Origin of the sequence: Psychroserpens sp. SPM9, from assembly GCF_025153525.1 — a bacterium.
Taxonomy (GTDB): Bacteria; Bacteroidota; Bacteroidia; order Flavobacteriales; family Flavobacteriaceae; genus Psychroserpens.
Genome location: NZ_JANZNR010000002.1, coordinates 563,698 through 590,067, shown reverse-complemented (window position 1 = coordinate 590,067; position 26,370 = coordinate 563,698). Strand labels below are relative to the sequence as shown.

General features: G+C 35.4%; 21 protein-coding genes. 6 read left to right on the top strand and 15 right to left on the bottom strand.

What is annotated here, in order from left to right; all coding sequences use genetic code 11:
• Both N4270_RS06475 and N4270_RS06470 read right to left on the bottom strand, forming a co-directional pair.
• Positions 1–436 (bottom strand): hypothetical protein (locus N4270_RS06475; protein WP_260096122.1); only part of this gene is annotated, 436 nt, incomplete at its 3' end.
• A 267-nt stretch (positions 437–703) separates the two neighbouring features.
• Positions 704–4,690, bottom strand: a complete 3,987-nt coding sequence (locus N4270_RS06470; RefSeq protein WP_260096121.1) for an immunoglobulin-like domain-containing protein — start codon at positions 4,688–4,690, stop codon at positions 704–706.
• A 166-nt stretch (positions 4,691–4,856) separates the two neighbouring features.
• Here N4270_RS06470 and N4270_RS06465 point away from each other — a divergent pair, with 166 nt between their 5' ends.
• The gene (locus tag N4270_RS06465; RefSeq protein ID WP_260096120.1) at positions 4,857–6,548 is read left to right on the top strand and encodes an ABC transporter ATP-binding protein; all 1,692 of its coding nucleotides are present in this window, start codon (positions 4,857–4,859) and stop codon (positions 6,546–6,548) included.
• Between the two features lie 401 nt (positions 6,549–6,949).
• Here the strand turns inward: N4270_RS06465 and N4270_RS06460 are convergent, their stop codons facing one another.
• The 10 genes from N4270_RS06460 to N4270_RS06415 form a co-directional block, all read right to left on the bottom strand.
• Entirely contained in the window at positions 6,950–7,603 is a 654-nt protein-coding gene (locus N4270_RS06460; protein ID WP_260096119.1) for a CoA transferase subunit B, read from the bottom strand.
• 2 nt (positions 7,604–7,605) lie between these two features.
• Complete coding sequence (locus tag N4270_RS06455; protein WP_260096118.1) at positions 7,606–8,307, bottom strand: CoA transferase subunit A; 702 nt, start codon at positions 8,305–8,307, stop codon at positions 7,606–7,608.
• A 204-nt stretch (positions 8,308–8,511) separates the two neighbouring features.
• Positions 8,512–9,237 (bottom strand): GLPGLI family protein, encoded by a 726-nt coding sequence (locus tag N4270_RS06450; RefSeq protein WP_260096117.1) that lies wholly within the window; start codon positions 9,235–9,237, stop codon positions 8,512–8,514.
• Between the two features lie 18 nt (positions 9,238–9,255).
• The gene (locus tag N4270_RS06445; protein WP_260096116.1) at positions 9,256–9,459 is read right to left on the bottom strand and encodes a hypothetical protein; all 204 of its coding nucleotides are present in this window, start codon (positions 9,457–9,459) and stop codon (positions 9,256–9,258) included.
• A gap of 681 nt (positions 9,460–10,140) precedes the next feature.
• Positions 10,141–12,843, bottom strand: coding sequence for a carboxypeptidase-like regulatory domain-containing protein (locus tag N4270_RS06440; RefSeq protein ID WP_260096115.1), 2,703 nt, complete (start codon positions 12,841–12,843; stop codon positions 10,141–10,143).
• A 4-nt stretch (positions 12,844–12,847) separates the two neighbouring features.
• Positions 12,848–13,546, bottom strand: coding sequence for a GLPGLI family protein (locus N4270_RS06435; protein WP_260096114.1), 699 nt, complete (start codon positions 13,544–13,546; stop codon positions 12,848–12,850).
• 2 nt (positions 13,547–13,548) lie between these two features.
• Positions 13,549–13,794: a hypothetical protein gene (locus N4270_RS06430; protein ID WP_260096113.1), complete on the bottom strand. Its 246-nt coding sequence runs from the start codon at positions 13,792–13,794 to the stop codon at positions 13,549–13,551.
• A 721-nt stretch (positions 13,795–14,515) separates the two neighbouring features.
• Entirely contained in the window at positions 14,516–16,873 is a 2,358-nt protein-coding gene (locus N4270_RS06425) for a penicillin-binding protein 1A (RefSeq protein ID WP_260096112.1), read from the bottom strand.
• Between the two features lie 2 nt (positions 16,874–16,875).
• On the bottom strand, positions 16,876–17,379 hold the full coding sequence (locus N4270_RS06420; RefSeq protein WP_260096111.1) for a gliding motility lipoprotein GldH: 504 nt from the start codon (positions 17,377–17,379) through the stop codon (positions 16,876–16,878).
• Positions 17,366–18,544 carry a regulatory iron-sulfur-containing complex subunit RicT gene (locus tag N4270_RS06415; protein WP_260096110.1) on the bottom strand — a complete coding sequence of 393 codons (1,179 nt, stop codon included), beginning with the start codon at positions 18,542–18,544 and terminating at the stop codon, positions 17,366–17,368. The genes N4270_RS06420 and N4270_RS06415 overlap by 14 nt, the downstream gene beginning before the upstream one ends.
• A 230-nt stretch (positions 18,545–18,774) precedes the next feature.
• On the opposite strand from N4270_RS06415, the gene N4270_RS06410 reads away from it, so the two are divergent.
• Entirely contained in the window at positions 18,775–20,193 is a 1,419-nt protein-coding gene (locus N4270_RS06410) for a peptidoglycan DD-metalloendopeptidase family protein (RefSeq protein WP_260096109.1), read from the top strand.
• Positions 20,194–20,229: 36 nt separating this feature from the next.
• On the opposite strand, the gene N4270_RS06405 is transcribed toward N4270_RS06410, so the two are convergent.
• Both N4270_RS06405 and N4270_RS06400 read right to left on the bottom strand, forming a co-directional pair.
• Positions 20,230–21,294: a rhodanese-related sulfurtransferase gene (locus tag N4270_RS06405; RefSeq protein ID WP_260096108.1), complete on the bottom strand. Its 1,065-nt coding sequence runs from the start codon at positions 21,292–21,294 to the stop codon at positions 20,230–20,232.
• A 170-nt stretch (positions 21,295–21,464) separates the two neighbouring features.
• On the bottom strand, positions 21,465–21,590 hold the full coding sequence (locus N4270_RS06400) for a hypothetical protein (protein WP_260096107.1): 126 nt from the start codon (positions 21,588–21,590) through the stop codon (positions 21,465–21,467).
• 152 nt (positions 21,591–21,742) lie between these two features.
• Between N4270_RS06400 and recA the strand changes: the two genes are divergently transcribed.
• From recA to N4270_RS06380, 4 genes are all read left to right on the top strand, one after another.
• The gene (recA, locus tag N4270_RS06395) at positions 21,743–22,747 is read left to right on the top strand and encodes a recombinase RecA (RefSeq protein WP_260096106.1); all 1,005 of its coding nucleotides are present in this window, start codon (positions 21,743–21,745) and stop codon (positions 22,745–22,747) included.
• A gap of 141 nt (positions 22,748–22,888) precedes the next feature.
• Entirely contained in the window at positions 22,889–23,296 is a 408-nt protein-coding gene (locus tag N4270_RS06390) for a hypothetical protein (protein ID WP_260096105.1), read from the top strand.
• A gap of 19 nt (positions 23,297–23,315) precedes the next feature.
• Entirely contained in the window at positions 23,316–23,858 is a 543-nt protein-coding gene (locus N4270_RS06385) for an RNA polymerase sigma factor (RefSeq protein ID WP_260096104.1), read from the top strand.
• Positions 23,858–25,456: a hypothetical protein gene (locus N4270_RS06380; RefSeq protein WP_260096103.1), complete on the top strand. Its 1,599-nt coding sequence runs from the start codon at positions 23,858–23,860 to the stop codon at positions 25,454–25,456. Before N4270_RS06385 ends, N4270_RS06380 begins: the two co-directional genes overlap by 1 nt.
• A gap of 85 nt (positions 25,457–25,541) precedes the next feature.
• Here the strand turns inward: N4270_RS06380 and N4270_RS06375 are convergent, their stop codons facing one another.
• Positions 25,542–26,279, bottom strand: a complete 738-nt coding sequence (locus tag N4270_RS06375; RefSeq protein ID WP_260096102.1) for a 1-acyl-sn-glycerol-3-phosphate acyltransferase — start codon at positions 26,277–26,279, stop codon at positions 25,542–25,544.
• Between the last annotated feature and the right edge of the window lie 91 nt (positions 26,280–26,370).

The following is a 26,370-nucleotide window of genomic DNA, read 5'->3' as shown; positions in this document are numbered from 1 at the left end:
TTGGGTTTAAGTTCCAGTTGGCTGGTGTGGCCCAATCTATTTCGTCACAGTCGTCGTATTGACCAACATTATTTAAAATCTCACTAACGCTATGTCTTCCAAGTTGTTGCGACATTAGTTTGTCTTGTTTTAACTCTAAACGAGCCTGAGGAAGATCGGTGATTGCACGATTGCTATAAAATTGAACTAAATCATCAATTAAAACGGTATAGCTAATCCCTTGATTTGATATGGCTTCTAACTCATTTTCACTGAGTTCTATTTGTAATTTATTATCTACAAATATGGCACCACAAGTCATGTCAATACCACTGTAATCTAAAATTTCGATTACAGAATCATCTATATTATTAATAGTAACTCTTTTGTAAATATCTTGTGAAAACAAGTGTTGTACGACGAACAACAGTAGTAGTGAGCAGGTAATTTTTCTCATTTGGCAGAGATTTAATTTAATTTATAGGCTGCTAATATATTACTTTATTTGTAGTTTACTCCATAAAATGCAAAAAAAACCGATGAAATGCATTACAGAATTTTAACACATGCTATATGTTTCTGATTTTCAATAATATAGAAAAGCGTATATATAATAACAGATTATAAGAAGTATAAGGTGATCACTCTGTTATCAATAAGGCACATAAAAAAAGTCCAGACATGACATCTGGACTTTGAATTTAAAAAAGTTATAACTATACGATTAGTCTTTCAAGAATCGCTTAGTTTTAGTTTTATCTCCAATAGATAATTGAAGCATATACATTCCACTTTCTAAACTTGAAACATCAATAGCATCAGTAAATGTACCTTTAAGTACAATTTGTCCTAACATGTTTGTAACTTGATAATGCTGAGCTTCAAGTCCTAATAATGATACATTAAGTGTTTCTTTAACAGGATTTGGAAACAACTTAAGTTGATTGATAGTCGTTTCACTTGAAGTTGTTGTATAGCCAAAGTCATTCGTTGCTCCACCAACACAGAAGCTAGTCGTTTCAGAACTGGTAAAAGAACCTCCACTAGCTAGTACGGTTCCGCCATCGGTTAATGCATAAGATCCGTTTCCGTAAGAACAACAAATTCCATCACCATAAGTATCATTTATCACTAGTGAATAACAACCTGCTGGCAAATCAACATCAATATTTAAAGTTGAACCGTCAGGTTGAGAACCATAAGTTCCTCCTGAGGCAACAGTAGAATTACTATCGTCTAAAATAGTCCAAGATGTTTCTTCCGGATAGTTATCAAATACAAAGGTTAACGTTACAGTTGTATCTCCTCCAGAGCTTCCACTTGAAGTAAGGCTTACAGCATCAACAGCCATATCACCTTGCCAAGTCGTTCCAGTAATTCCGTTGAATCTCAATTGAACTGAGCTTCCTGTATAAGCTGACAAATCAACGACCGCTTTTTGCCAAGAATTACCTTGGTTACCAGAAGCACTCCAAACTGAAGTCCAGTTGTTTCCGTTATCACTACTAGCTTCTAAGCTTAAACTTCCCATAGATGATGCACCATACATATGGTAATCGAATGAGAACGTTGCTTGCGTTTCGGCACTTAAATCATAACAAGGCGAATTTAAAATAGCGCGCTTTGTAGAATAATTAGGTGACGATGACTCCATATATATATAATAAGAACCCGCTGATGCACTTGAAGGTCCTGTATTACTTGAAGGTGTTGTTCCAGATCGTAACGTCCAGTTAAAATCATCTCCCGAACCTTGAGACCAAGCCCCTAGAGTATTTTCAAATCCTTCAGTATAAGGAAATGAAGAGACGCCACCTGAGCATCCTCCAGTTGAAGGTTGTGTTACGATAACTGTTCTTGTACGTTGTGTTGCATTATTACCTGCAGCATCACTTACGTTATAGTATCTGGTATAAGTACCAGCAGAATTGGTATTAACCGTTCCTGTAATAACGATACTTGAGGTTAAATCACCATCAACGTTATCAGTTGCCGTCGCTCCTAACTCATTATATGTGTCTCCTACTTCAAGGTTTATCGTTGAAGCACCATTTAATGTAATCACAGGTGCAGTGGTATCTGCGGGCTGAGTTACAATTACAGTTCTGGTCACTTGAGTCGCATTATTTCCTGCGGCATCACTCACATTATAGGTGACGACATAAGTTCCGGCGCTATTCGTATTTACAGTATCACCACCAATGACAATACTCGACGTTAAGTTTCCATCGATATTATCTGTTGCAGTAGCTCCTAATTCATTATAAGTGTCTCCGACTTCAAGATTGATGGTTGAAGCTCCGTTTAAGGTGATAACTGGTGCTGTTGTATCTGGAGTTCCGCCTCCTAAATTTACTGTATAATCTTCAACTTCTCCATACGTAAAGCTTTCACATGCTGTTGGAATTGCATTGTACTTCATTGAAACTCGCATTCTCGTATTACCAATGTATGTTCCTGACGGAATTACAAAACTTCCACTTACGGATGCATTTTGTGTAGCCGCTTGTGTCCAAACTTGTTCTCCAGAATCTGTGAAATCACCATCATGGTTATAATCAATCCAAACCGAATAGCCTTCAGCATAAGTAGTGCCTGTCCAAGTTGGCGTTACTGTTATTGAATAACTCTGACCTTGAGTAAGATTCGTTGAAAGGTTTGTAAAATCTGAATAAAATTGAGCTCCTGATGCATTATCAATACTACCTAATTGTACACGACTTATATATTCGTCATTTACATTTGTACTTGCGGAAGCACAATAGTTGAGTTGGACTTCAGTCGTTGTAAAGCTGACTGAACTGGAGTATGATGACGTTGAACTATCTGGACATTCACTTCGTACTTGAACTTCATAAGTTGTCTCAGGAGTTAAACCTGTTAAAGACGTTGTTGTTCCAGAAACAGAAGCGGTTATCCATGATGAGCTTCCAACCTGGCGATATCTGAAATCGTAAGACGCTCCAGCCACAACATCCCATGATACCGTTGCAGTTGACGACCCAAAGCCATCAATTGACACACCTGCAGGAGTTGTTGCATTACAAACAATTGGCGTTCCAGATAAACCTGTAACAATCAACGAGTAGTTTTGGCTTCCACCAGTTAAAGTGCCTTTGTGTGTAATTGTAATTGTATAGGTTCCTGAAGCATTTGCGACATCTACTCTTTCATAAGGATCTTTATTATTATCTCCTTGACCATTAGTTGTAACTCCGGTTAATCTCCAAGGTGTATAGGTTGTTCCGCCTTTTGTTACTCTAATATCTAAATCATTGACTAAAACAGCATTGTTTGAATTGGCTGTAGTTGTAGCAGTTCCCGCTCTGTCTGTCCAAGAAATTGAAGCATATAAATCGTTAATCCCATCAGAATCTACTGTAATTTGGTAAGATTGACCATTAGATAAAGTCAATTCTTCAATTTTAGATTCGTTTCCATTATTGGTGATTGCTTCTGCTGCACGTTTGGTATTCATTAATCCCCAACCATAAATTGCATCAGGTCCATTAGTCCCTGCATCGTCTGCGGTATGAAGCGCTAATCCTTTTAAAGTTGCGGCTCTCATATAGTTACCATTGACGTTATTGGCATGTTGTTGAAGTAATAATAAGGATCCAGCGACATTAGGCGAAGCCATTGAAGTTCCTGTAATACTATTATAAGCCGTATTACTAGATTCGTAAGTTGAATATACTGAAGTCCCGTTACCTGTGATATCAGGCTTAATTCTATAATCATCTGTTGGACCTTCACTACTACTACTGTTAATAGTCACACTAATTAAATTTCCATTAGCATCTATGTTGGCGTCCTGCGCATTCGCAACAACCATATTGTTTTTAGATGTGGCATGGCCAGAAAGTTTATCATAAGAAGCATTCCCATCTAGAGGCGCTCCATTAGCCGAATTATCAGAACCATCATTTCCAGCTGCAACTACCATTAAAAAATAAGGTGCATTGTACATGATTTCATCCCAATCTCTTGATTCTGTGATATAGCCTCCAAAATAATAATCAGGTAACCATGGTTGACCTGTATTTGGGTTTCTAGCTGCAAAACCATAAGAATGATTTGAAATTAACATCCCATTTCCTGATGCTGATGTTGCTTCGGAGGTATCATTATTCCAATCATAACCTACAGCACTTGCTTGTGGTGCCATTCCTTTTGCATTAGCGACTACACCTGAAGCAATTATAGTTCCCGTGACGTGCGCTGAATGATAATGTAAAGCGGTTGTACCATCGCCAATAGAAAACCTATTATTACCGCCTGGTCCATCATATTCTTGATGTGTGGTTCGTGCTAAACCACCATCCCAAACGTGGGCGGTCATATTCTGACCATCTAAATTGAGTCCTAAAGAACCTCCAGAGTTTAAGTGATTTGCTCTAGTAGACCTTGCTGCACTAACATTAAATGTTCTATAATATATGGGCTTGCCATCCGAAGTTACTTTTTGGAGTTCCATATAGTAATCTTCATTTTTAATAATTAAAGGCCAACCATTTTGTATTGCTAATAGGTTAGCTCTAACCTTTTCAGCTTTGGCTTCCTGCTCTAGTCTTTTGCTTAAATCTTGGATAGCTTGTTGATCATAACGGCTAATAATTTGTTCTTTTTGAGGACTGGTTTGTGAATATGCTGTTAGAACTGACAACATGAACACCATTAAATAAACACCATTTAAATAGTTTTTTTTCATACTAATTAGTAAAATTTTAAGTTATTTGTCTTTAAAAATTAGCTGAAAGTATTAAAATTTTGTTAATAACAAAATTTAACTATAACGTTTTCGTTGAAGTGCACGAATAAAAAAAAAGCTTACGGTTTTTCCGTAAATTGAGAACAGAAAATGACTACATTTACCTATGCAAAACTCAAAATTGCTCGCTATAAAAAACCTTTCAATTTCTTTTTCTTCAGAAGGTGTAGAAAATGAAATCATTCACAATATTTCTTATCATTTATATCCAAATGAGATTCTTGGTATTGTTGGTGAATCAGGTTCTGGAAAATCAGTATCGTCTTTAGCTATTTTAGGATTACTTCCGAAGGGTATTTCAAAAATCTCTCAAGGCGCGATAGAGTTTAATCAACACGATTTAACAACATTAAACTCTAAGCAGTTTCAGAAGATACGCGGAAATGAGATTGCCATGATATTTCAAGAACCCATGAGTTCTTTAAATCCGTCAATGACCTGCGGAAAACAAGTCTTAGAAATTTTGCTTCAGCATACAACACTATCTAAAACCGAAGCTAAAGCAGAAACATTAGCACTTTTTGAAAATGTAAAACTTCCATCTCCCGAACGTGTTTACAGTGCGTATCCTCATGAGATTTCTGGCGGACAAAAACAACGGGTGATGATTGCGATGGCTATTGCTTGCCAACCTAAAGTATTAATTGCTGATGAACCCACAACGGCCCTAGATGTTACTGTACAAAAAGATATTATTCTACTTTTAAAACAGCTGCAAAAAGACAAGCAAATGAGTATTATATTTATTTCACATGACTTGTCATTGGTATCAGAAATTGCAGATCGCATTATGGTGATGTATAAAGGTACTATTGTTGAACAAGGTGATGTTACTCAAATTTTTAAATCTCCAAAACACACTTATACAAAGGCGCTAATTAACTCTAGACCTTCAATGGACCGAAGGTTAAAGCAATTGCCAACAATAAACGACTATATAAATAATACAGCTAATTCTGAACTTATAACTTCAGAAGAACGAGCTCAAATTCAGAAAAAAATATATGCACAAGACCCCCTTTTAGAGGTGATTGATCTTGAAAAAGAGTTTTTATCAACCTCTGGATGGTGGTCTAAACCTGAATCATTTAAAGCTGTTGATAGGGTGTCGTTCAAATTATACAAAGGCGAAACCTTGGGTTTAGTTGGTGAATCTGGCTGCGGAAAATCAACACTTTCTAATGCTATTCTGCAACTTAATAAAGCGACTTCGGGAACTATTCTTTATAACGGAAGAGATATTACAAAACTCTCCAAATCTGAAGAACGAAAACTTAGAAAAGACATTCAGATTATATTTCAAGATCCTTATGCGTCGTTAAATCCAAGGCTCACAGTTGGTAAAGCCATTATGGAGCCTATGAAAGTTCACGGCATTGGGGACTCTGAAGCAGATAGAAAGCTGAAAGTCTTAGAATTGCTTTTAAAAGTAGGACTCGATGAGAGTTATTTTAATCGTTATCCGCATGAATTTTCTGGCGGACAACGTCAGCGCATAGGAATCGCCAGAGCTATTGCGCTTGAACCGCAACTTATTATTTGTGACGAATCGGTTTCTGCTTTGGATATTTCGGTTCAAGCTCAAGTCTTGAATCTTCTTAATGAATTGAAAGCTAACTTTGGGTTTACCTATATATTTATCTCACATGATTTAGCCGTTGTTAAATACATGTCAGACCAACTTGTGGTTATGAATAAAGGTAAAATTGAAGAAATGGGAGATGCCGATTTAATTTACAGCAATCCAGAAAAGGCATACACTAAAAAACTTATTCATGCTATTCCAAAAGGATTATAGCATGAATATTTTTTTAGTTAGGGTTAAGATATTTTTGAGCAATCTTAATGTGTTTTGAAAACCAGTGACTAACTTGTTTTCGGTACTTGTAGGTTTAGGTAGATTTGGGGCAAAAAAGTTCATTTCGATTAAAAGTTTACGATAGATTTGGGGCAAAATCAATTCGTAAGTGTTTTTAGTAAATTTGGTTAATTAGGTTATTTCGATTTGGTTTTGCTAATATGAAACTTATTTTTAAAAAATCAGTTAAATGACATAATAAATCGATGAAATACATAATATTTTAACATTTAACTTAATTTTAATAGATTTTTCTTACAAATATTTCGAAATTAAATCTTTCTTTGACATAAAAAAAGCCACTCAAATGAGTGGCATATACTATTATATGTTGTGCTCTGTTATAAATCCATTTCAGGAATATCCCCTTCAATAATTAAAGCACCATCGGTAGCATTCTTAATTTCATCAACCGAGACACCTGGAGCACGTTCCAAAAGTTTAAATCCTTGGCTGGTTACTTCTAAAACAGCCAAATTGGTGACCACTTTTTTTACACAGCCAACTCCGGTTAAAGGCAGAGAGCATTGTTTCAATAACTTCGAAGCACCTGCTCTATTGGTATGCATCATGGCTACAATTATATTTTCGGCACTTGCTACTAAATCCATAGCACCTCCCATACCTTTTACCATTTTCCCAGGAATTTTCCAATTGGCAATATCACCGTTTTCGGCAACTTCCATAGCGCCAAGAATAGTTAAATCGACATGCTGACCTCGAATCATAGAAAAACTAGTAGCCGAATCAAAAAAACTGGCGCCTGGTAAGGTAGTAATGGTTTGTTTTCCTGCGTTTATAATATCGGCATCCTCTTCACCTTCAAAAGGAAATGGTCCCATACCTAAAACACCATTTTCACTTTGAAACTCCACCTCAATATCATCACGCACATAATTAGCAACTAAGGTTGGAATTCCGATACCGAGATTCACATAGTAACCATCTTGAACTTCTTTTGCGATGCGTTTTGCAATTCCGTTTTTATCTAACATAATTAATTTCTTTGTCTTACTGTTCGTTGTTCGATTCGCTTTTCGTACTGTGCTCCTTGAAATATACGCTTAACAAAAATCCCAGGAATATGAATTTGATTTGGATCGAGTGTGCCAACTGGTACTAACTCTTCAACCTCAGCAACTGTAATTTTTGCAGCGCCACACATATTGGGATTAAAGTTACGAGCCGTTCCTTTAAAAATAAGGTTTCCGGCTTCGTCACCTTTCCAGGCTTTTACAAAAGCAAAATCGGCTTTAAACGCATATTCTAAAACGTACATTTTACCATCAAATTCTCTGGTTTCTTTTCCTTCGGCGACTTCTGTTCCATAACCAGCAGGCGTATAAACTGCCGGAAAACCTGCTTGTGCTGCTCTGCAACGTTCGGCAAGAGTCCCTTGTGGAATCAATTCAACTTCGAGTTCACCAGATAACATTTGGCGTTCAAACTCATCATTTTCACCAACATAAGAGGAGGTCATTTTGTCAATTTGTTTGCCTTGTAATAATAAGCCTAAACCAAAATCGTCTACACCTGCATTGTTGGAGATACATTTAAGTCCTTTGGTTCCTAAACGCACTAATTCTGCTATCGAATTTTCAGGTATTCCAGAGAGTCCAAAACCACCAAACATAAAGGTCATATTATCTTTGACACCTTTTAAAGCGTCTTGAACATTAGCTACTTTTTTACTAATCATTTGTTATTAATTTACACATGGAAAATTACGAAATAAAAAAGCCATTCAAAAATGAATGGCTCAAATATATTATTATAAAATAGAGGCTTTAAAAATCCAATACACCATCTAATTCATCAGAAGGATCGGTACCTTCTTCGCCATTACCTTTCCAGTAATAGCTATATCTTGAGGGTAAGATAAAAATAACAATTTAATGTACATTTACCATTTTCTGTTTTCTTTTATTTTATCTCCAATTTTATTTAATTCATCTTCAGTAACAATTTTACCTTTCGGAAGTTTCTTTAATTTAAGGTTTTCTTTCTTAAATTTGATATTTTCAACTACATAAACAAATTTATCATCTTGCAATTCTAAAATAAGTCCAGGAAGCCCACAAAAACCTTTGGGTCCAAATCTATAGTTTATCTCTGGTGTGTAATAGGCTATAATTTTTTTATTAAAAGAACCTAGCGAGTTTTTTATCAAATAATTGGTCTCTGCCTTATAACACAAATATCCACTAATAGTCTTGGTTTCTTTTGTTAAAATCCAGTTTAATTTTTTAATACTGGTTTCCATAATCAATTTTTCTCCATAGGCTGTAAAATACCTTTTCGTCTTATTCTTTAATAAATTTGAATGATAAACATCATTACTACCTATCATAATTTGCGCCATTCTAAAATTTTCAGAATTTGCATCATTTGCCAGTTTGGTATTGGAAAAAAAATAAGATTCAGTTTTTGATGCATTTAAAACCATTTTAATAGATTTTATAAGTTCAAAAGACTCTTTCATAGACTCAATTACACTATCAGGAATATCTTTGACTTCATTAATTTTCTGCAATTCCAATGTAATAATCTTGTAATCAACTTCTATGTGTTGAGAATACACGTAATTAGTGAATAAAAAAGTTATTAAAAGATAAACAAATTTGTTCATGAGTTTTTATTTATTTTATTAGCCTTGTATAGCCGCATGATACTTATCAACCTGATTAACACAAGCATCATACCTATTATTTCCTATCTCATATGCTCTTGCTTGTGAAAAACCTAAGAAAAGTGCAAGATTTTCATAAGACTGAGCTAAACCCATACATTCTTCGCATGTTGTTGGGCTATCTGGGTCAAAATTTTGCTCACTAAAAGAACTAGTAGACATAAACAATTCAACCGCCAAAACGCTATACATTTTTTTAATAATTTCTAAAGTTTAAACCATGTTTTAAATTACATGGATTGGTTAATAATTTGATTAACGCAAAGTCTAAAAATCATAAAGTCTTGGTTGCAAAGCCAAAGGAACAAAGTCATTAAAAAAACCAACGTTGGTTGTAGATTAATCTATATCGTTGGTGCAACAAATGAGCGACTTTGCAAATAACTCAAATTATTACTTTCAACCTTGTAAACCTACAAAAAAAACAGTTGAGAAAATAGTTTATGTTAATTTTTAACTAAATCGCTGTGAATAGGTTTTTTAGATAATTTTTACTCAACTAACTACTGCTACGATTACAGACTACAGAAAAACTGTTAACATTGACAAAAGAAAATACAATTATTGATATATAGAAATCTAAATTCATGAAATGGATTCCGTATCAAATGTGGAATGACTACTAGTTGTTGCATAAAAGTAATAGTATTAAAATGAAATCTCTAAGGTTTTACAAGTTTTAAAACAATTCTTCGTTACACTTCGACTTCGCTTAGTGACCACGCTCAAAATGACATTAGAATTACGACATAAAAAAGCCATTCAAAAACGAATGGCTTATCATTTTTATAATGTGATATGAAGATTTTACTCTTGACCCATGACATAAAGTTTTAAGGTTTGCTAAAACTTATAGGCAAGCTTAAACATCACTATCCTTGGAAGGATAAATGTCCTGCTATCGCTTATCAAAAAACTATTGAACGCGTTCTGTTGCTTGAAGCCCACATTGAACAAGTTGGTCGCATTGATCTCAAATCCCCAAGGACTGTCCTCAACCTGATAAAATAGTGATGCATTGGCCGTATCGAAAGTATTGTTAATGTTTTGGCTCTTGTTGGCATACGCATCGTAACTGTAATATGCCTTGAAGATAAAGTCCCTTAAAAAGTTATACTCCAAAAACATAAAAAAACGATCGTTTTCAAACTTGTTCGGTTCTCCAAACGACCTGTAGTTATTAAAATCCTTGGTATAACCGACTTCAATATTTGGATGATTTTTAAAAGAGGTCTCAAAACTTAGTGTAGAGGATATCGTCTTTGAGATATTGAGATTGGTCTGCTCGTTCAATATCTGATAAAAATCGCTATAACCAAACCTGGCGCTTAAGTTGAACTTCACTTTTTTGATCTTTTTTGAAAGTCGGCTGCTAATGCTCCAGTTGTGTTCATGTAAATCAAATAGAATCTGTGTGGAAAATTGCTCGATGCCCTGAAGCTGTGTTACCGCTTTTAGGGTCTTTATGCGTTTGTTGAAATTGGTGCTCACGTTAAAATTCATTCCTCTAAACAGGCTAAACTTATAATAACTCAAGCTTACCGTATGGTACAGTTGGTTCTCCAAAGTGGTATTACCTCTAAAAACACTGTTGAAACTGGACAGCATAAAATTGTTCGCCAGCCTGTTTATACTAGGAAATCTTGCGTTTAACTGATACCTAAAATTGAGCTTTTCGCTGTTGTTGAACTCCACCTTGGTGGTGAACTTTGGCAACAATAGCGCTTTTCTATTTGAAAAGCGCTCTTCAAACTGTTTGGTGTTCCAATTGTAAAAGTGCGCATACAGCATGGGCTTGAATGTCGTAATCCCAATCTGGAACTTGTACTCCAGACCAATAAATGTGTCTATAAAATTATATCCAAAGTCGTTGCCAAAACCAGCAGTACTGAAATTGTTTGTGTCACCATTGGTCAATTGTTGCAGATCCTGATTCTCAAAATCGGTAAATGCAATATTACAGCCAAAGGCTGTGTAAAGGTGGTTAAAGTTGTTAAGCACCCAATAGTCCTTCACTATGGCATTTGCCGAATGCGAGTTGGAGCGTTTCGTCTGAAGGATATTATAAATGGTATCGTCTTCCAAGGGAATCAAACCTTGTAATATCTGCTGGTTGGTCAACCATTGGGTAATCGGTCTATCATTTTGAAAGCTATACGTTGCCTCTAAGGTTGCCGTGTGCGCTTTTGAAAGCTTTCTGCTATAGCTAACGTTTTGTTTTAGGTTTAATCCCTTAATCGATGAAATTGTGTTTATTGAGTTGTTTTGCGAAGGATTAATGGTTGTTATCAGACCATCTACACCATTGTTGCTCACCTTGACAAAGCTGTTATAGGATAGGTCCTCATTAAAATCTGGGCTGTAATCTACCGTTAGCTTGCCAATGGTGAAAAAATTGTTGACTTTATTTGCTGTGGTTCGTTCCTCGATAAAAGGCTCGCTTGAACTAAGATATTCGTTGAGCGTATTGTTTTGCGTCTCGGTTTTTGAACTGGATGCTATGATGTAGCCTCCAATGTCTGTTTTGTTGCTTATGGCATGCCTTATGTTGAGTGCTCCAAACTGGTTGGTGTTTGCAGTAAAGTCTTGATCATTGAGGTATTGCGCAAAATCGCTGTTCAATAAGTTGATGTAGCCACCAACATCGTTTAGCAATTTCCCAAAACCACCCTCAAAATCAAGATAGTCCCTAAAGGTAAAGCTCTTGATGCCTTGGTTGTTGAGGTCTCCAATAAAGTTCACATTTGTCTTTGGGCTATAATAAAAGAGATTAGGATGGATAAGATAGCGTTCCTTGATGCCTGCACCAAGCTCTACATCACCAAAGGCAAACTTCTTCTTGTCTTCCTTGAGTTTGATGTTCATTGCCATGTCCTCAGAGTCCTGTAGGTTCTTGAGCATGGCGACCTCATTGTAATTATCCAGTATCTCGACCTTATCGACCGCATCTGCTGGGATGTTGTTTACTGCCAACTTACTGTCTCCCGTAAAAAAGGTTTTGTCTTCAACGAGTACCTTGGTAACTTTCTTGCCCTGTACTGTTACGTTACCTGCACGATCCACCTCAACGCCTGGCAGTTTTTTGAGCACTTCGCGCAACTTGCGCTCCTCACCTGTTTTAAAGCTGTCTACGTTATAGGTGATGGTGTCTTTTTTTACAGAAACAGGAGGTGTATAATTTAGGGTTACCTCATCGAGCTGGTCTGGGTTATCGACAAGCACGAAATTCTTGACCACATCCTCTGTAGCCGTTAGGTCTATGGTCTGCGACTTATAGCCCAAATAGCTTACGGTAATTTTATAGCTTTGGCCTTTCTCAAGGCCGAGTTTGTAAGAGCCATCGTTTTCGGTAACCGCAAAGCGCACCTCTTGGTCACTTGCCTCAGGGATGGCAAGGATGTTGGTATAATTTAATGGTCTTTTGGTAGCGTCTGTTACTTTACCAAAAACTAATACCGTTTGAGAAAAATTTAAATTGCAGGTTAGAAATATGAGTATTAACAAAAACCTTTTAAATAGGTCAAAAAAACCATAGCCAATAATCATTTAACTAGTTGTCTATAGAATTTTGAACTATATCGTCATATTCTTTATTCGTAACCTTTTTACCTTTTTCAGGCTTTTCTATGGTTACTTTTTTTGCGTTTAACTCAATTTTTGAGGCCACAAAATAATAACCTCCTATTTGAGCCTCAAGAACTAGACCTGGCAAACCATCATATCCTGCTGGACCAAAAGGAACAGATATTTCCGGTGTAAACCAAGCGGTAATATTAACTTGATAGGTTTTGTCCATTAATTTTGAATGAAAAGAATAGGATGTTGATGCCTTATAACACTTGTATTTTCCAATTATTTTATATTCTTTATGAATTTTCCAGTTGTAAGTGTTAACATCGTAAGAAATCAAAAACAATTTTCCCCCGTACTTTTTTTGGTGTAATTTTTCTTTTGTCTTTATGTTCTTATAATACAATCCATCTCCACCTGATCTACCAATATGTCTTTTATTTGAGAAATTGTCCATGTCCATTCTTTTTTCAAAAGCAAAAGTGGATTCCGTCGAATTCGCAATTAGAATATAAGATAAGTCCTTTAGTTGCTTAGGCGCTGCACCTGAAGTGTCCTTTAGACTTTTCATGTGCTTATTGTAAAAAACTTTAACGTTAGAAATGTCTTGTGAAAAGAGAGCTTCACAAGACATTAAAAAAATAGAAATTAATAATACGTGTGTTAAATATTTATTCATAACTACATAAATACTGGGTCTAAAATATTATCTGCACCTCCTGCCGAAACACAGGCATTGTAATAATACTGATATGCCTCTTGAACCTCTTCATTATTTGCAAAACCATAGGCTTGATACTCTGCATTCATGGCTCTTGTTCCATACTTAACACATTCTATATCTGACTGAACTTCAATAGAATCAAAACTACTATTTGAAAAAATGCTCATTGTAAGGAATACAAATACACTAAAAAATTTTATCATAACTCATAATTTTTTACTCACGATATTGATATATTTATCACAAGTAGTGGTTAATACATAATTAAAGCAAAGTCTAAAAATTACAAAGTCTTGGTTGCAAAGCCAAAGGAGCAAAGTCATTAAAAAAACCAACGTTGGTTGTAGATTAATCTATATTGTTGGTGCAACAAATGAGCGACTTTGCAAATAACTCAAATTATTACTTTCAACTTTGTAAACCTACAAAAAAAAAAAAAAAATTGAGAAAATAGTTTATGTTAATTTTTAACTAAATCGCTGTGAATAAGTTTTTTAGGTGATTTTAGATTAGCAAACTACTGCTATGATTACAGACTACGGAAAAACCGTAATTTAAAGTAAGTATTCACCTTCTATTTTAACAGTTTTTCGTTTGGATATTTAAAAAACTCTTGAAAGTCAATCGTAGTAAATAATCTACAAATTTAAAACTGTTAACATTGACAAAAGATAATACAATTATTGATATATAGAAATCTAAATTTATGAAATGGATTCCGTATCAAATGTGGAATGACAACTAGTTGTTGCATAAAAGTAATAGTATTAAAATGAAATCTATAAGGTTTTACAAGTTTTAAAACAATTCTTCGTTACACTTCGACTTCGCTTAGTGACCACGCTCAAAATGACATTAGAATTACGACATAAAAAAGCCATTCAAAAATGAATGGCCCAAATATATTATTATAAAATAGAGGCTTTAAAAATCCAATACACCATCTAATTCATCAGAAGGATCGGTACCTTCTTCGCCATTACCTTTCCATTTTGCACAATCTACTTCTATAGAGAGGTCTGCAGGTTTTTCAAAGTTTCCTTTAGAAATTCCTAATTCTTCATCTCCATAGCAAGCCTTCATATACATTCCCCAAATTGGTAAAGCCATAGAAGCACCTTGTCCATAAGAAATATGTCTGAAATGCGCTGCTCTATCTTCGGCACCAACCCAAACACCTGTAACCAAATTGGGAACCATGCCCATAAACCATCCGTCACTTTGATTTTGTGTGGTTCCTGTTTTTCCTGCGATAGGGTTTGTTAGTTCGTATGGGTAGCCTGTAATAATTTCTTTATATAAAGTTTGGTTGGCTCTCCAGCTATCTCTCAATCGGCTTCCCGAACCAGATTCTACTACACCTTGCATTAAGTTTACCGTTGTATAGGCCACTTCAGCACTTAAAACATCTTTAGTTTCTGGAGTAAATTGATACAATACGGTTCCGTTTTTATCTTCAATACGTGTGACCATTACAGGTTTATTATACACCCCTTTATTGGCAAACGTAGCATAAGCGGCTACCATTTCGTAGACACTTATATCTGGTGTACCTAATGCAATTGCTGGAACAGCAGGAATTTCAGAATCGATACCTAAATTTCTAGCCATATCAACTATAGGTTGTGGTCCAACTTTATCCATTAATCTAGCAGTAATGGTATTTACTGAATTTGCTAAAGCGTCTTTAAGCGTGAGAAAACCGTCATAGCGACCAGATGAATTTTTGGTTGTCCAAGGATCAGGGTTTCCATACTTACCAGCTTCTATTGTGATTTGTTGTCTTGGTAAGGTATCACAAGGTGATAAATGTAATTGATCTATGGCTGTCGCATACACAAAGGGTTTAAAAGTAGAGCCTACTTGTCGTTTCCCCAGTTTTACATGGTCATACTGAAAATGTCTAAAATTCATACCGCCAACCCAAGCCTTGACATGGCCTGTTTGCGGGTCCATAGACATCATGCCAGGTTGTAAAAACGATTTGTAGTAACGCATAGAATCGATAGGCTTCATAATCGTATCTATTTCACTTGGCTGGCCATCTTTCCAAGCGAAAATGCTCATTTGTGTCGGTTTTTCAAAAGAGGCTTTGATATCCTTTTCAGATTTACCTTGAGCTTTCATCACTCTCCAGCGTTCTGAGCGTTTCATGCTCGAATTCATTAAATCTTTGATCTCTTGAGGGTCGAGGTCAAGAAATGGTGCTGTTTTGTTACGATCTGGCGTATTTTGATTATCAAACTCTGCTTGAAGTCTAGGCATATGACGACCTACAGCTTCTTCGGCATAGGTTTGCATTCGCGAATCTATAGTCGTGTATATTTTGAGTCCGTCATTATATAAATTATACCTCGAACCATCTGGTTTGGGATTGTTTTTTATCCAGTCTTTCATGAATTTATCTAAGTATGCTCTAAAATAAGTTGCAGTACCTTCACGGTGAGATTCTGGTGAATAGTTTAAATCTAATTCTGTTTGCTGAAGACTGTCTTTAACGGCTTCAGTGATGTACTCATATTTGTTCATTTGAGCTAATACCACATTACGTCTGTTTTTAACACCTTCCGGATTGCGATGCGGTCTCGGATTGTATAAGGATGAATTTTTAAACATCCCAACGAGCATAGCCGATTCTTTAAGTTCCAAATCTTTAGGTTCTTTTCCAAAGTAAATACGTGACGCACTACGAATACCATCGGCATTGTTTCCGAAGTCATAAATATTGAAATACATCGCAATAATTTCTTCTTTGGTATACTGGCGTTCTAAACGGATGGCAATAACCCATTCTCTAACTTTTTGAAAAACACGTTGAATTTTATTAGAAGAGACCTGCTTGGTAAATAATTGCTTTGCCAATTGTTGCGAAATAGTACTGGCTCCACCACCACGACCCATTTTTACAATAGCTCTCATAGTCCCTCTAAAATCAATACCTGCATGTTCGTAATGTCTAATATCTTCGGTAGCGACTAAGGCATCGACGAGTTGTTTTGGCAGCTCTTCATAATCTACAGGTGTTCTGTTATCGTCTAGATAAAATTTCCCCAGCGTTTTATTGTCTGAAGAAATGATTTCGGTGGCTAAAAATGTTTTAGGGTTTTCTAGAATGGTGTGATCTGGCATTTCTCCTAAAAGTCCCCAAGACGCTAAGAGAAACATAAAAAAGAATGCAAAAACACCACCTCCAAATAGCATCCAGAAGCGTTTAATATATTTTGAAAAGTCTTGAGTTTTAGCCTTAGTAGGCTTCTTTTTTGCTACTGTTTTTTTTGCCATAATCAATGAGTTTGCGAATGCTCTATTCTAAAACCAACATCAGTGATGCCTTCTAAATTATCGATGCCATAGACATTTCCGTTTTGTCTCATCGCATGTTGTATATTGACGGTATACTCTCCAGATTCATTAAAAACAAAAGGCGTTTCATAGCCTTTATACCACAATTTATTTTCTTTAACATCTGTAAATCCTGTTCCTAAAAAAGTACCATCTGGATGAGTCATTTTATATTCTAAAGTATCTTTTAAAGTTTTTCCGTTAGGATAATTAAGCTCTACAATAAGAAACAAATTATTGTATTTATAAGCGTCTGTATTTCTTAAATTAACAAACAAATTATAAGCCTTTATTGAGTCTGGAGGCGTCACCTTAAATTCAATTTTATTGTCTTTATTCCATTGGTTGGGCACCGATTTGTATTCATCAAACACTCGGTTTGAATCACAAGATGTCACTATTATTAAGATAACTAAACCAATGACCCAATAGTTACTTTTTTGCATTACTGTTATTTGGTTTTTTGTTATGCCGTCTTTGTTTCCCTCTATTATTTCTACGTTTCTTTTTGCGTTTTGGATTATCGAAACGTGTTAAACTATCTTGACCAACAACGTTTTCAAACTCTGTTTTAGTATCTTCGATAAGTTCTGAAGCATATTCTTCTAGGCTTGCAACTTTTTCTTTCCGTTTATTTTTATCAATAATTTCATTGGCTTGATCTGTCGTTAATTTATGCCAATTCATCCATTCGCCTTCATAGGCATACCACATATGACCTTTAAAAATGTCTGTTTTTTGACATACAGCTTTCCCTTTTTCAGTATACAATCTGGTTTCGGTTTTAGGAAACGCTTTTAAAGCGTCCAGATAAGCATCTAATTCATAATTTAAACAGCATTTTAGTTTTCCACATTGACCTGCAAGTTTCAAAGGATTTAATGACAATTGCTGGTAACGTGCTGCCGAAGTGCTTACAGACCTAAAATCGGTTAGCCATGTGGAACAACAGAGTTCCCTTCCGCAGGAACCAATACCACCAAGTCGTGCAGCTTCTTGACGAAACCCAACTTGTTTCATTTCAATTCGGGTTCTAAACTCTCGGGCAAATACTTTTATTAATTCTCTAAAATCGACTCGTTCTTCAGCTGTGTAGTAAAATGTGGCTTTACTGGCATCACCTTGATATTCGATATCTGAGATTTTCATTTTAAGCTTTAAGTCAATGGCAAACTGCCTTGCTTTGACTTTCATAGGTTCTTCTTTGTCTCTTGCTGCAGACCAAATATCGATATCTTTTTGTGAGGCTTTTCTATATATTTTTAGAACATTTTCCTCATCATTAATATCAATTTTTTTGCGCTTCATTTGCACTCTTACCAATTCTCCTGTAAGGGTTACCATACCAATATCATGACCCGATTTTGCTTGGGTAGCAACGATATCTCCTATGCTTAGTGTTAAATTTTCTGTGTTTTTGTAGTATTGTTTGCGTCCGTTTTTAAAACGTACTTCAATACCTAGAAAAGGTTCTTGACCTTGTGGTAACGACATATTGGCCAACCAATCAAAAACAGTGAGTTTATTACAGCTATCTGTGCCGCAAGTTCCATTGTTTTTGCATCCTTTGGGTTGTCCATCTTTTCCAGTTGAGCAACTGTTACAACTCATGAAATGTTATATATAATTTGGTATCATGATTACAATACCAAATGACGATTAATGTTTCTTTTGAAATGTAAAGATAAGATTATTTATTCATAAAAATAATGAAAGAGAACTAAGCTAAATTAATAGTCGGTTTTTTAATACAAATGCTTTATTTTTAAAAAGTTATAAAAATAAATGCTCACCTTTTTACTTAGTTTCGATGAATAGCTATAAACTTAAAACCAACTATTATGACTTCCAAAATTACACACCTTCTCTTTATCCTTTTAACTTCTGTATATTGCTTTGCTCAAACACCAAGTTTTGAAGCAACAGAAGGAGCATTTGTTTTTAATCCCGAAAAAAAACCATGCTTGACCGAGCAACAGAGAAACGACATGCGCCTAACCGTTGAGACCGGCATCGCTAGTTTAAAACATCAAAATAGGTTGTCTTTTTCTGAAGAACGACGCGGTAACCATCCTCTTTTTAGCTGGCCTATTCAAAAAGCAAACACTGTTGATTTTAATGATGTTTGGGCTATATCAGGTTATGTAGATCATGATTCTGAATTCAATAACAACTTGTTAGATTATAATTGCGGATCCAGAACTTATGACACCTCTAATTACAACCACCAAGGACTCGATGTATACACCTGGCCGTTCACCTGGAAGCTAATGGACGATAATGGCGTGGAGATTATTGCTGCTGCTCCCGGACAAATCGTTGCCAAAAGTGATGGCGCGTTTGATCGTAGTTGTGATTTTAATACCACAACACCTTGGAATGCTGTCTATATTCAGCATAGTGACGGAAGTGTTGCCATTTACGGACACATGAAAAATGGGTCTGTCACCACAAAAAACATTGGTGACATGGTAACCGAAGGCGAGTATTTAGGTATCGTAGGGAGTTCAGGAGTTTCAACGGGACCTCATTTGCATTTTGAGGTCTATGAAGGTGTCGTAGATAATGTTCTTACTGGTTTAATCGATCCGTTTTCTGGGAGTTGTAATAGTATGAATGCCGACTCTTGGTGGGCAGACCAAAAGCCCTATGTAAACCCTAAAATTAATGCCGCCTTGACCCATAGTCAGGTTCCTAATGTTTTTCCGCCTTGCCCAACAACCGAAACACCACATATAAGCAATACATTTGAAACAGATGATACTATTTATTTTGCAGCTTATTTAAGAGATCAAACTGCGGGTGATAACATTCAGCTTGAAATCATTAGACCCGATAACTCCTCTTTATTTGGCAATTGGAATATCACCGTAGGAACAACAGCTTCTTCCTGGTATTACTATTGGTATTATTCTGGTTATTTTGATATGGTAGGCGAATGGAAATGGCAGGTTACTTTTGCAGGAGAAACCGTTACACATACCTTCAATGTCTCTAGTGCTTTAAATGTTGATCAATCAGACTTTAATCAAACTTCGGTTTATCCAAATCCGTTTAATGATGTCGTGACAATTTCTTCAGTTAAAAAAGTAACATCGGCAACTGTTGTTGATGTATTAGGAAAATCGATCCTTTCGCTCAATAATACTTCGGAAGGTATTAACAGTATCGATCTTTCTCATCTGTTAAATGGCATGTACTTTTTAATCATAGAAAGTGAAACCAAGGAAACCAAAACAATCAAGCTCATAAAAGAATAAATAGTAAGATAAAAGGCTCCAAATTGGAGCCTTTTATTATTTTGAAAATGAATCAAAAATATTTCTTAAATCCTTTTTATAGGGTAAATGATCTGCTCTTCCTTTTTTGAAAATATCATTGCTGTTTCCTTGTCCCTTTCGCAAAGCTTTTTGTTCTTCATAAGGCAATCTATTAATTTCCATACAAGGAGTTGAACAGCAGTTTTCCATTTGAGCTTTACAGTCATCACACTGAATAAATAGTAAGTGACAGGCTTCGTTAGCACAATTGGTGTGCATATCTGCTGGTTTTCCGCATTGATGACAATGAGCAATTACATCATCACTAATGCGTTCAGATCGGCGTTGATCAAATACAAAATTTTTACCAAGAAACTTATTTTCTAAATTATTAGCTTCAACTTGTCTCACGTAATTAATAATGCCTCCCTCTAGTTGAAATACTTTTTTAAAGCCTTTGTGTTTATAATAGGCACTTGCTTTTTCACAACGGATTCCACCTGTACAATACATCACTAAATTTTTGTCTTCCTTGTGATCTTTTAAATCTGCTTCAATCAAATCTAAAGACTCTCTAAAGGTATCTACATCGGGAGTAACCGCATTTTTAAAATGCCCTATTTCACTTTCGTAATGATTACGCATATCAACCAAAACGGTGTTTGGATCTTCGATAAGTTCATTAAACTTTTCAGCATCAACATGAACACCTTTATTGGTCACATCAAAAGTGTCATCATTTAAACCATCAGCAACAATCTTATGACGCACTTTCACTTTGAGTTTTAAAAAAGCAAAATTATCATGTTCTATAGCAATATTTAATCTTACGTTTTCTAAAAATGAAATGGTGTCTAGGTGATTTTTAAATGCTTCAAAGTTTTCAGCAGGGACAGAAAGCTGCGCATTAATCCCTTCGTGAGCAACATAGATGCGACCTAAGACGTCTTGTTCGTCCCAGGCTAAGAACATGTGATTTCTAAAAATTTCGGTGTTGCCAATTTTGGCGTACTTATAGAAAGAGATTGTTAAGCGTTCTTTTCCCGCTTGTTCAATAAGTTCGGCTCTTTCTTTAGCACTTAAGTTATTGTACAGTTGCATGCTATACTAATTTTAAGGTTAAAGATTAATTTGAATTGCAAAGGTATTCTTTTTAGAAGAAAATCAAATTATGGTAATAAAAAAGCCCTTCAGACGATCTGAAGGGCTTTTTTGAGGACTAACTCGTTATTAATATTTTTAAAATGTGTGTCTTAAAAACAAATAACGAGCTATCCGCCATCGGTTTTGCAGTGACTGCTTACTGATACAGTTACCGAAATGCCTAAGGCATTGTTAAAAATAATTTTTCTTAAAAATTTCATTCCTCTGTAAGAATTAAATTTCGGATAAGCCATTTAAGGCTTGGTTTTCATAGCAAGATTTCCCAATCTCAATTAGTAGATGCAAAAAGTTTAAAAAGGTTGCGTCATAACCCCAAAAAAAATTAAAAGTTGTTGTATTTTAGCTATCCGCTTCAAACGAATATTCAATTAAAACATTAAGATCAATGAGCAGTGAAAAAGACGCAAAATTAAAAGCGCTAAAATTAACATTAGACAAATTAGACAAAGCCTACGGAAAAGGAACTGTAATGAAAATGAGCGACCAAGCAGTGGTCGATGTCGATGCGATTTCTTCGGGATCCTTAGGACTTGATATTGCTTTAGGAGTTGGCGGTTATCCTAGAGGCCGAGTTATAGAAATTTACGGACCAGAATCCTCTGGTAAAACCACATTAACTCTACATGCTATAGCTGAAGCGCAAAAAGCAGGTGGTATTGCCGCATTTATTGATGCCGAACATGCTTTTGACCGTTTTTATGCTGAAAAATTAGGTGTAGATATTGATAATTTAATCATTTCTCAACCCGACAATGGGGAGCAAGCACTTGAAATTGCCGATAATTTAATTCGCTCAGGAGCCATAGATATCGTGGTCATTGATTCGGTGGCAGCATTAACTCCAAAAAGTGAGATAGAAGGTGAAATGGGTGATTCTAAAATGGGATTACACGCACGATTAATGTCTCAAGCTTTAAGAAAACTAACTGGATCCATTAGTAAAACCAATTGTACCGTAATATTCATAAACCAATTACGTGAAAAAATTGGAGTGATGTTTGGTAACCCTGAAACCACTACCGGTGGAAACGCATTAAAATTTTATGCTTCAGTACGAATAGACATTAGACGCTCTACTCAAATTAAAGAAACCGATGGTAATGTTGCTGGAAATAAAACCCGAGTAAAAGTGGTAAAAAACAAAGTCGCTCCACCTTTTAAAATGTGTGAATTTGATATCATGTATGGGGAAGGAATCTCAAAAGTAGGAGAAATTTTAGATCTTGCTGTAGACCATGAAATCATCAAAAAAAGTGGTTCCTGGTTTAGCTATGGTGACACCAAATTAGGTCAAGGTAGAGATGCTGTTAAAGCCTTAATTAAAGATAATCCAGAACTTATGGATGAACTCGAAGAAAAGGTGCGTGCTATTGTAAATGCCGTAGACTAATCACTTAAAGAGTCTATAAAACACTATTAAAATTAAAAAAATCCCTCTTTTTGGGATTTTTTTTGTTTTTAGACGCAACCTTTCCTTAAGTTGTGCATCTATTAATAGAAATCATATGTATTTCTTAACATTAAATGAAGTATGAAAAAGATAATTTTTTTAAGTTTTTTAATGGTTTCGCTGTTCTCTTGTAAGATATCAGACGATACCCCAAATTTCTATTATGAAGCGCAACCTGTAGTAAGCGCAACACTGCCAGATTCATTTCAATTTGGTGAAACCTATGAAATCACTATGACTTATATGAAGCCTAGTGGTTGTCATGTTTACAACAACTTGTATTATGATGTTGATTTAAACCAACGTGATATAGCTATAGTTACAGTTGTTTTTCCAGATGAAGATTGTGAAGAAATTGCTGAAGAGGAAGAAGTTTCGTTTAACTTTAAAGTGAATAACACAGGAATTTACACGTTTAGATTTTGGCAAGGACCAGATGACAATGGTGTGGACACTTATCTGGTTGTTGAAGTACCAGTAGAAGAATAAACTAACTAAACCTAACCATTTGAGTTTAGAACAACTCATAGAGCGATGTAAAAAAAATGATGCTCAAGCACAAAGTCAACTATATAAGCTATATGCGAGTAAACTGTTTTCGATTTGCTTGAAGTATTCGCGCAACTATGCCGAAGCTGAAGATAATTTGCAAGATGCATTTATCACCATTTTTAAAAAAATTGATCAGTTTAAAAACAAAGGCTCGCTCGAAGGTTGGATGAAACGTATTACCATCAACACTGCTTTACAACGGTATAGAAGTGCTGGTGTTTTTGACATAATTAATGAAGATCAAATTGAAGACGTAAGTGTCGAAGTTGATGATGATAGTATAAGTATTGATTTTTTGCTTAACATCATTCAAGAATTGCCAGACAGGTACCGATTGGTTTTTAATTTATACGCCTTAGACGACTATTCGCATAAGGAAATTGCAAGCCTGTTAGCTATTTCGACAGGCACCTCAAAATCAAATCTGGCAAGAGCTCGATTGATTTTAAAAGATAAAATAGAACAATACAAAGCGAGACCCAACTCGCAAAGTTTATAATGAGTGAAAAGAAGCACATAGACAAACTCTTTAAAGAGCAACTTAAAAATTTTGAGGTTGCTCCTCAGGATGCTGTCTGGGAAAATATTGAGCGAGAGCTTCATCAAAAGCGTAAAAAACGCAGAGTAATTCCTATTTGGTGGAAGGTTGCTGGCATTGCTGCTGTATTAGCCTTATTGTTTACAGTAGGTAAAGTGTTATGGACTAACAACACCAACAATCAGGAAAATCTTGAGGTCGTAGATACCGAAAAAGCCAATGATAAATCTATTAACGATCTAAACAACAGTTCTAATACTTCTAATGAGGATACAACTCCAGAGGACACGTATAATAATACTGTTGTAGACTATGATACATCTGAAAAGGCAAATGACAAGCATTCTGAAAATAATTTAAACACCACTTCAGAAGATGAACATACGAATTCCTCTATAGCAACCTCAAAACAGAAGAAAGATAAGTCATCTATACATCCCAAAAAATCACAACAAAAAGAGGCTTTTGCTAATACTGATGTTCAGCAACAAAAGACCAACACTAAAGAAAAAGAAGCGACTGTAAACACTACCACTAAAAATGCAGTTACAAATCGTTCTAAGACTGATGAGGAACGCAATCAAGACGACCATCAAAACCCTGTCAAAACAAACAAAACTGAAATTGATAAGCTCATCAAAACATTAAAAGATTCAGAAACTACTAAGGTTACCTCATCTGATAATTCAGAAAAAGACAAGGTTAAACAGGAGACTGCAATTGATTCGGCTGCTGTAAAAACGGCATTAACAGAAAAAAATGCTATTGAAAAAGCTATGGCTGATGCCGAAAACAATGAGGATTCAACCCTTATAACTGAAGCACCAATGAAACGCTGGAGTGTTGCTCCAAATGTGGCTCCCGTATATTTTAACACCTTAGGAAAAGGGTCTTCTATAGATGATCAGTTTGTTGATAATACCAAAGAAGGTCGTGTCAATGTGAGTTATGGTCTTAAAGGCAGCTATGCCATCAATGAAAAATTAAAAATTAGAGCTGGAGTTAATAAAGTTGATTTGGGATACTCTACCAATAATGTGCTGGTATTTGATGCTGCTGGCCGAAACCCAAGTGTTAGTGGAAGTGCACAACTTGGAAACATTAGATTTCACGATTCTTTAAGTAGTAATAACGGGTATGTAAGTGCTGATAATTTTAGTTTCGCTACAGGACCAGAAATTTTATTCACTAAAGAACAAGGTTCATTAGATCAACAACTCGGTTTTATAGAAGTTCCTATAGAATTAGAATACAGTATTATCGATAAAACATTCGGCCTCAATGTGATTGGTGGTTTTAGTACACTCATTTTAAGTAATAATGAAGTGTATGCTGTTCAGGAAAATGGCAGTAAAACCCTATTAGGTGAAGCCACAAATATTAACGATATGAGTTATAGTGCCAATTTTGGAATTGGTGTCAACTATAATGTTTCAAAACAATTACAATTTAATCTTGAACCCATGTTCAAGTATCAAATTAACACCTTTAATAATACGTCTGGCGATTTTAAGCCATTCTTTATTGGTGTTTATACAGGACTTAGTTTTAAGTTTTAGGTTTTTTAGTTGGTTAGATAGTTATTGCAAACTTAATGCAATGATGACGAAAAGCTGCTCTGTGCCAAGAGCAGCTTTTTTGTGTTTAGTTATGAAACGCCTTAAGCTGGTTTAATAGTAGGTTATGAGCCTTTGTGTTGGTTGGTTTTGTATCGTCTATTGTCAATCCTTCAGTAGCAATAAATTTATGGACTTTAACTCGCATAACTCCAGGACTTCCGCTAAAAAAAGTATAGGAAAACCGCTTTTTATTATCGGCAAATGTGATTGGTACAATCGGGATTTGGTGATTGATGGCCATTCGAAATGCACCATCTTTAAATGCGTCTAAAACTATAGACTCTTCAGGAACACCTCCTTCAGGAAAAATACAAATACTCATCCCTTGTTTTAAACGTCGTTGCGCTCTTAAAAATACAGCTTGCCGGCTTTTAGGACTGCTTCTGTCTACTAAAATGCTCGTCCGTTTATAGAAAAAACCAAACAATGGGATTTTAGCTAATTCCTTTTTTCCAACAAAAACAAACGGATTTTTAACCGTAACCAACATCAACATAATATCGGCCATAGAAGTATGATTGGCAATAAACATATAGCTTTTTCCAGGTTCGGGTGTTTGTTCTCGCTCAATTTTTATACGAAAGCCCATACCAATCAAAATAAAACGCGCCCAAAAACGCGCCAGTTTAAAAAAGTATGGATACCAAGATTCTTTTAATATAGACAGAACTAAAATTGGTAATAAGAGTAGTATTGGCAGCGCCACCAATATATAGAACCAAATACGATATAAAATCCAAAAAATATATTTAAAAATCTTCATCAGCGCCAAAAGTACATAATTGTTTTGAGCTATTTAATTAAAAAAAATACCTTTGCTGACGATATAAGTTTGAAGCTTTATATCAGCTAAT

What these genes read in the sequence shown, in the direction of transcription:
- N4270_RS06470 (WP_260096121.1), bottom strand. Translation starts at nt 4,690, where the DNA reads ATGAAAAAAAACTATTTAAATGGTGTTTATTTAATGGTGTTCATGTTG.
- N4270_RS06465 (WP_260096120.1), top strand. Translation starts at nt 4,857, where the DNA reads ATGCAAAACTCAAAATTGCTCGCTATAAAAAACCTTTCAATTTCTTTT.
- N4270_RS06460 (WP_260096119.1), bottom strand. Translation starts at nt 7,603, where the DNA reads ATGTTAGATAAAAACGGAATTGCAAAACGCATCGCAAAAGAAGTTCAA.
- N4270_RS06455 (WP_260096118.1), bottom strand. Translation starts at nt 8,307, where the DNA reads ATGATTAGTAAAAAAGTAGCTAATGTTCAAGACGCTTTAAAAGGTGTC.
- N4270_RS06450 (WP_260096117.1), bottom strand. Translation starts at nt 9,237, where the DNA reads ATGAACAAATTTGTTTATCTTTTAATAACTTTTTTATTCACTAATTAC.
- N4270_RS06445 (WP_260096116.1), bottom strand. Translation starts at nt 9,459, where the DNA reads ATGTCTACTAGTTCTTTTAGTGAGCAAAATTTTGACCCAGATAGCCCA.
- N4270_RS06440 (WP_260096115.1), bottom strand. Translation starts at nt 12,843, where the DNA reads ATGATTATTGGCTATGGTTTTTTTGACCTATTTAAAAGGTTTTTGTTA.
- N4270_RS06435 (WP_260096114.1), bottom strand. Translation starts at nt 13,546, where the DNA reads ATGAATAAATATTTAACACACGTATTATTAATTTCTATTTTTTTAATG.
- N4270_RS06430 (WP_260096113.1), bottom strand. Translation starts at nt 13,794, where the DNA reads ATGATAAAATTTTTTAGTGTATTTGTATTCCTTACAATGAGCATTTTT.
- N4270_RS06425 (WP_260096112.1), bottom strand. Translation starts at nt 16,873, where the DNA reads ATGGCAAAAAAAACAGTAGCAAAAAAGAAGCCTACTAAGGCTAAAACT.
- N4270_RS06420 (WP_260096111.1), bottom strand. Translation starts at nt 17,379, where the DNA reads ATGCAAAAAAGTAACTATTGGGTCATTGGTTTAGTTATCTTAATAATA.
- N4270_RS06415 (WP_260096110.1), bottom strand. Translation starts at nt 18,544, where the DNA reads ATGAGTTGTAACAGTTGCTCAACTGGAAAAGATGGACAACCCAAAGGA.
- N4270_RS06410 (WP_260096109.1), top strand. Translation starts at nt 18,775, where the DNA reads ATGACTTCCAAAATTACACACCTTCTCTTTATCCTTTTAACTTCTGTA.
- N4270_RS06405 (WP_260096108.1), bottom strand. Translation starts at nt 21,294, where the DNA reads ATGCAACTGTACAATAACTTAAGTGCTAAAGAAAGAGCCGAACTTATT.
- N4270_RS06400 (WP_260096107.1), bottom strand. Translation starts at nt 21,590, where the DNA reads ATGGCTTATCCGAAATTTAATTCTTACAGAGGAATGAAATTTTTAAGA.
- recA (WP_260096106.1), top strand. Translation starts at nt 21,743, where the DNA reads ATGAGCAGTGAAAAAGACGCAAAATTAAAAGCGCTAAAATTAACATTA.
- N4270_RS06390 (WP_260096105.1), top strand. Translation starts at nt 22,889, where the DNA reads ATGAAAAAGATAATTTTTTTAAGTTTTTTAATGGTTTCGCTGTTCTCT.
- N4270_RS06380 (WP_260096103.1), top strand. Translation starts at nt 23,858, where the DNA reads ATGAGTGAAAAGAAGCACATAGACAAACTCTTTAAAGAGCAACTTAAA.
- N4270_RS06375 (WP_260096102.1), bottom strand. Translation starts at nt 26,279, where the DNA reads ATGAAGATTTTTAAATATATTTTTTGGATTTTATATCGTATTTGGTTC.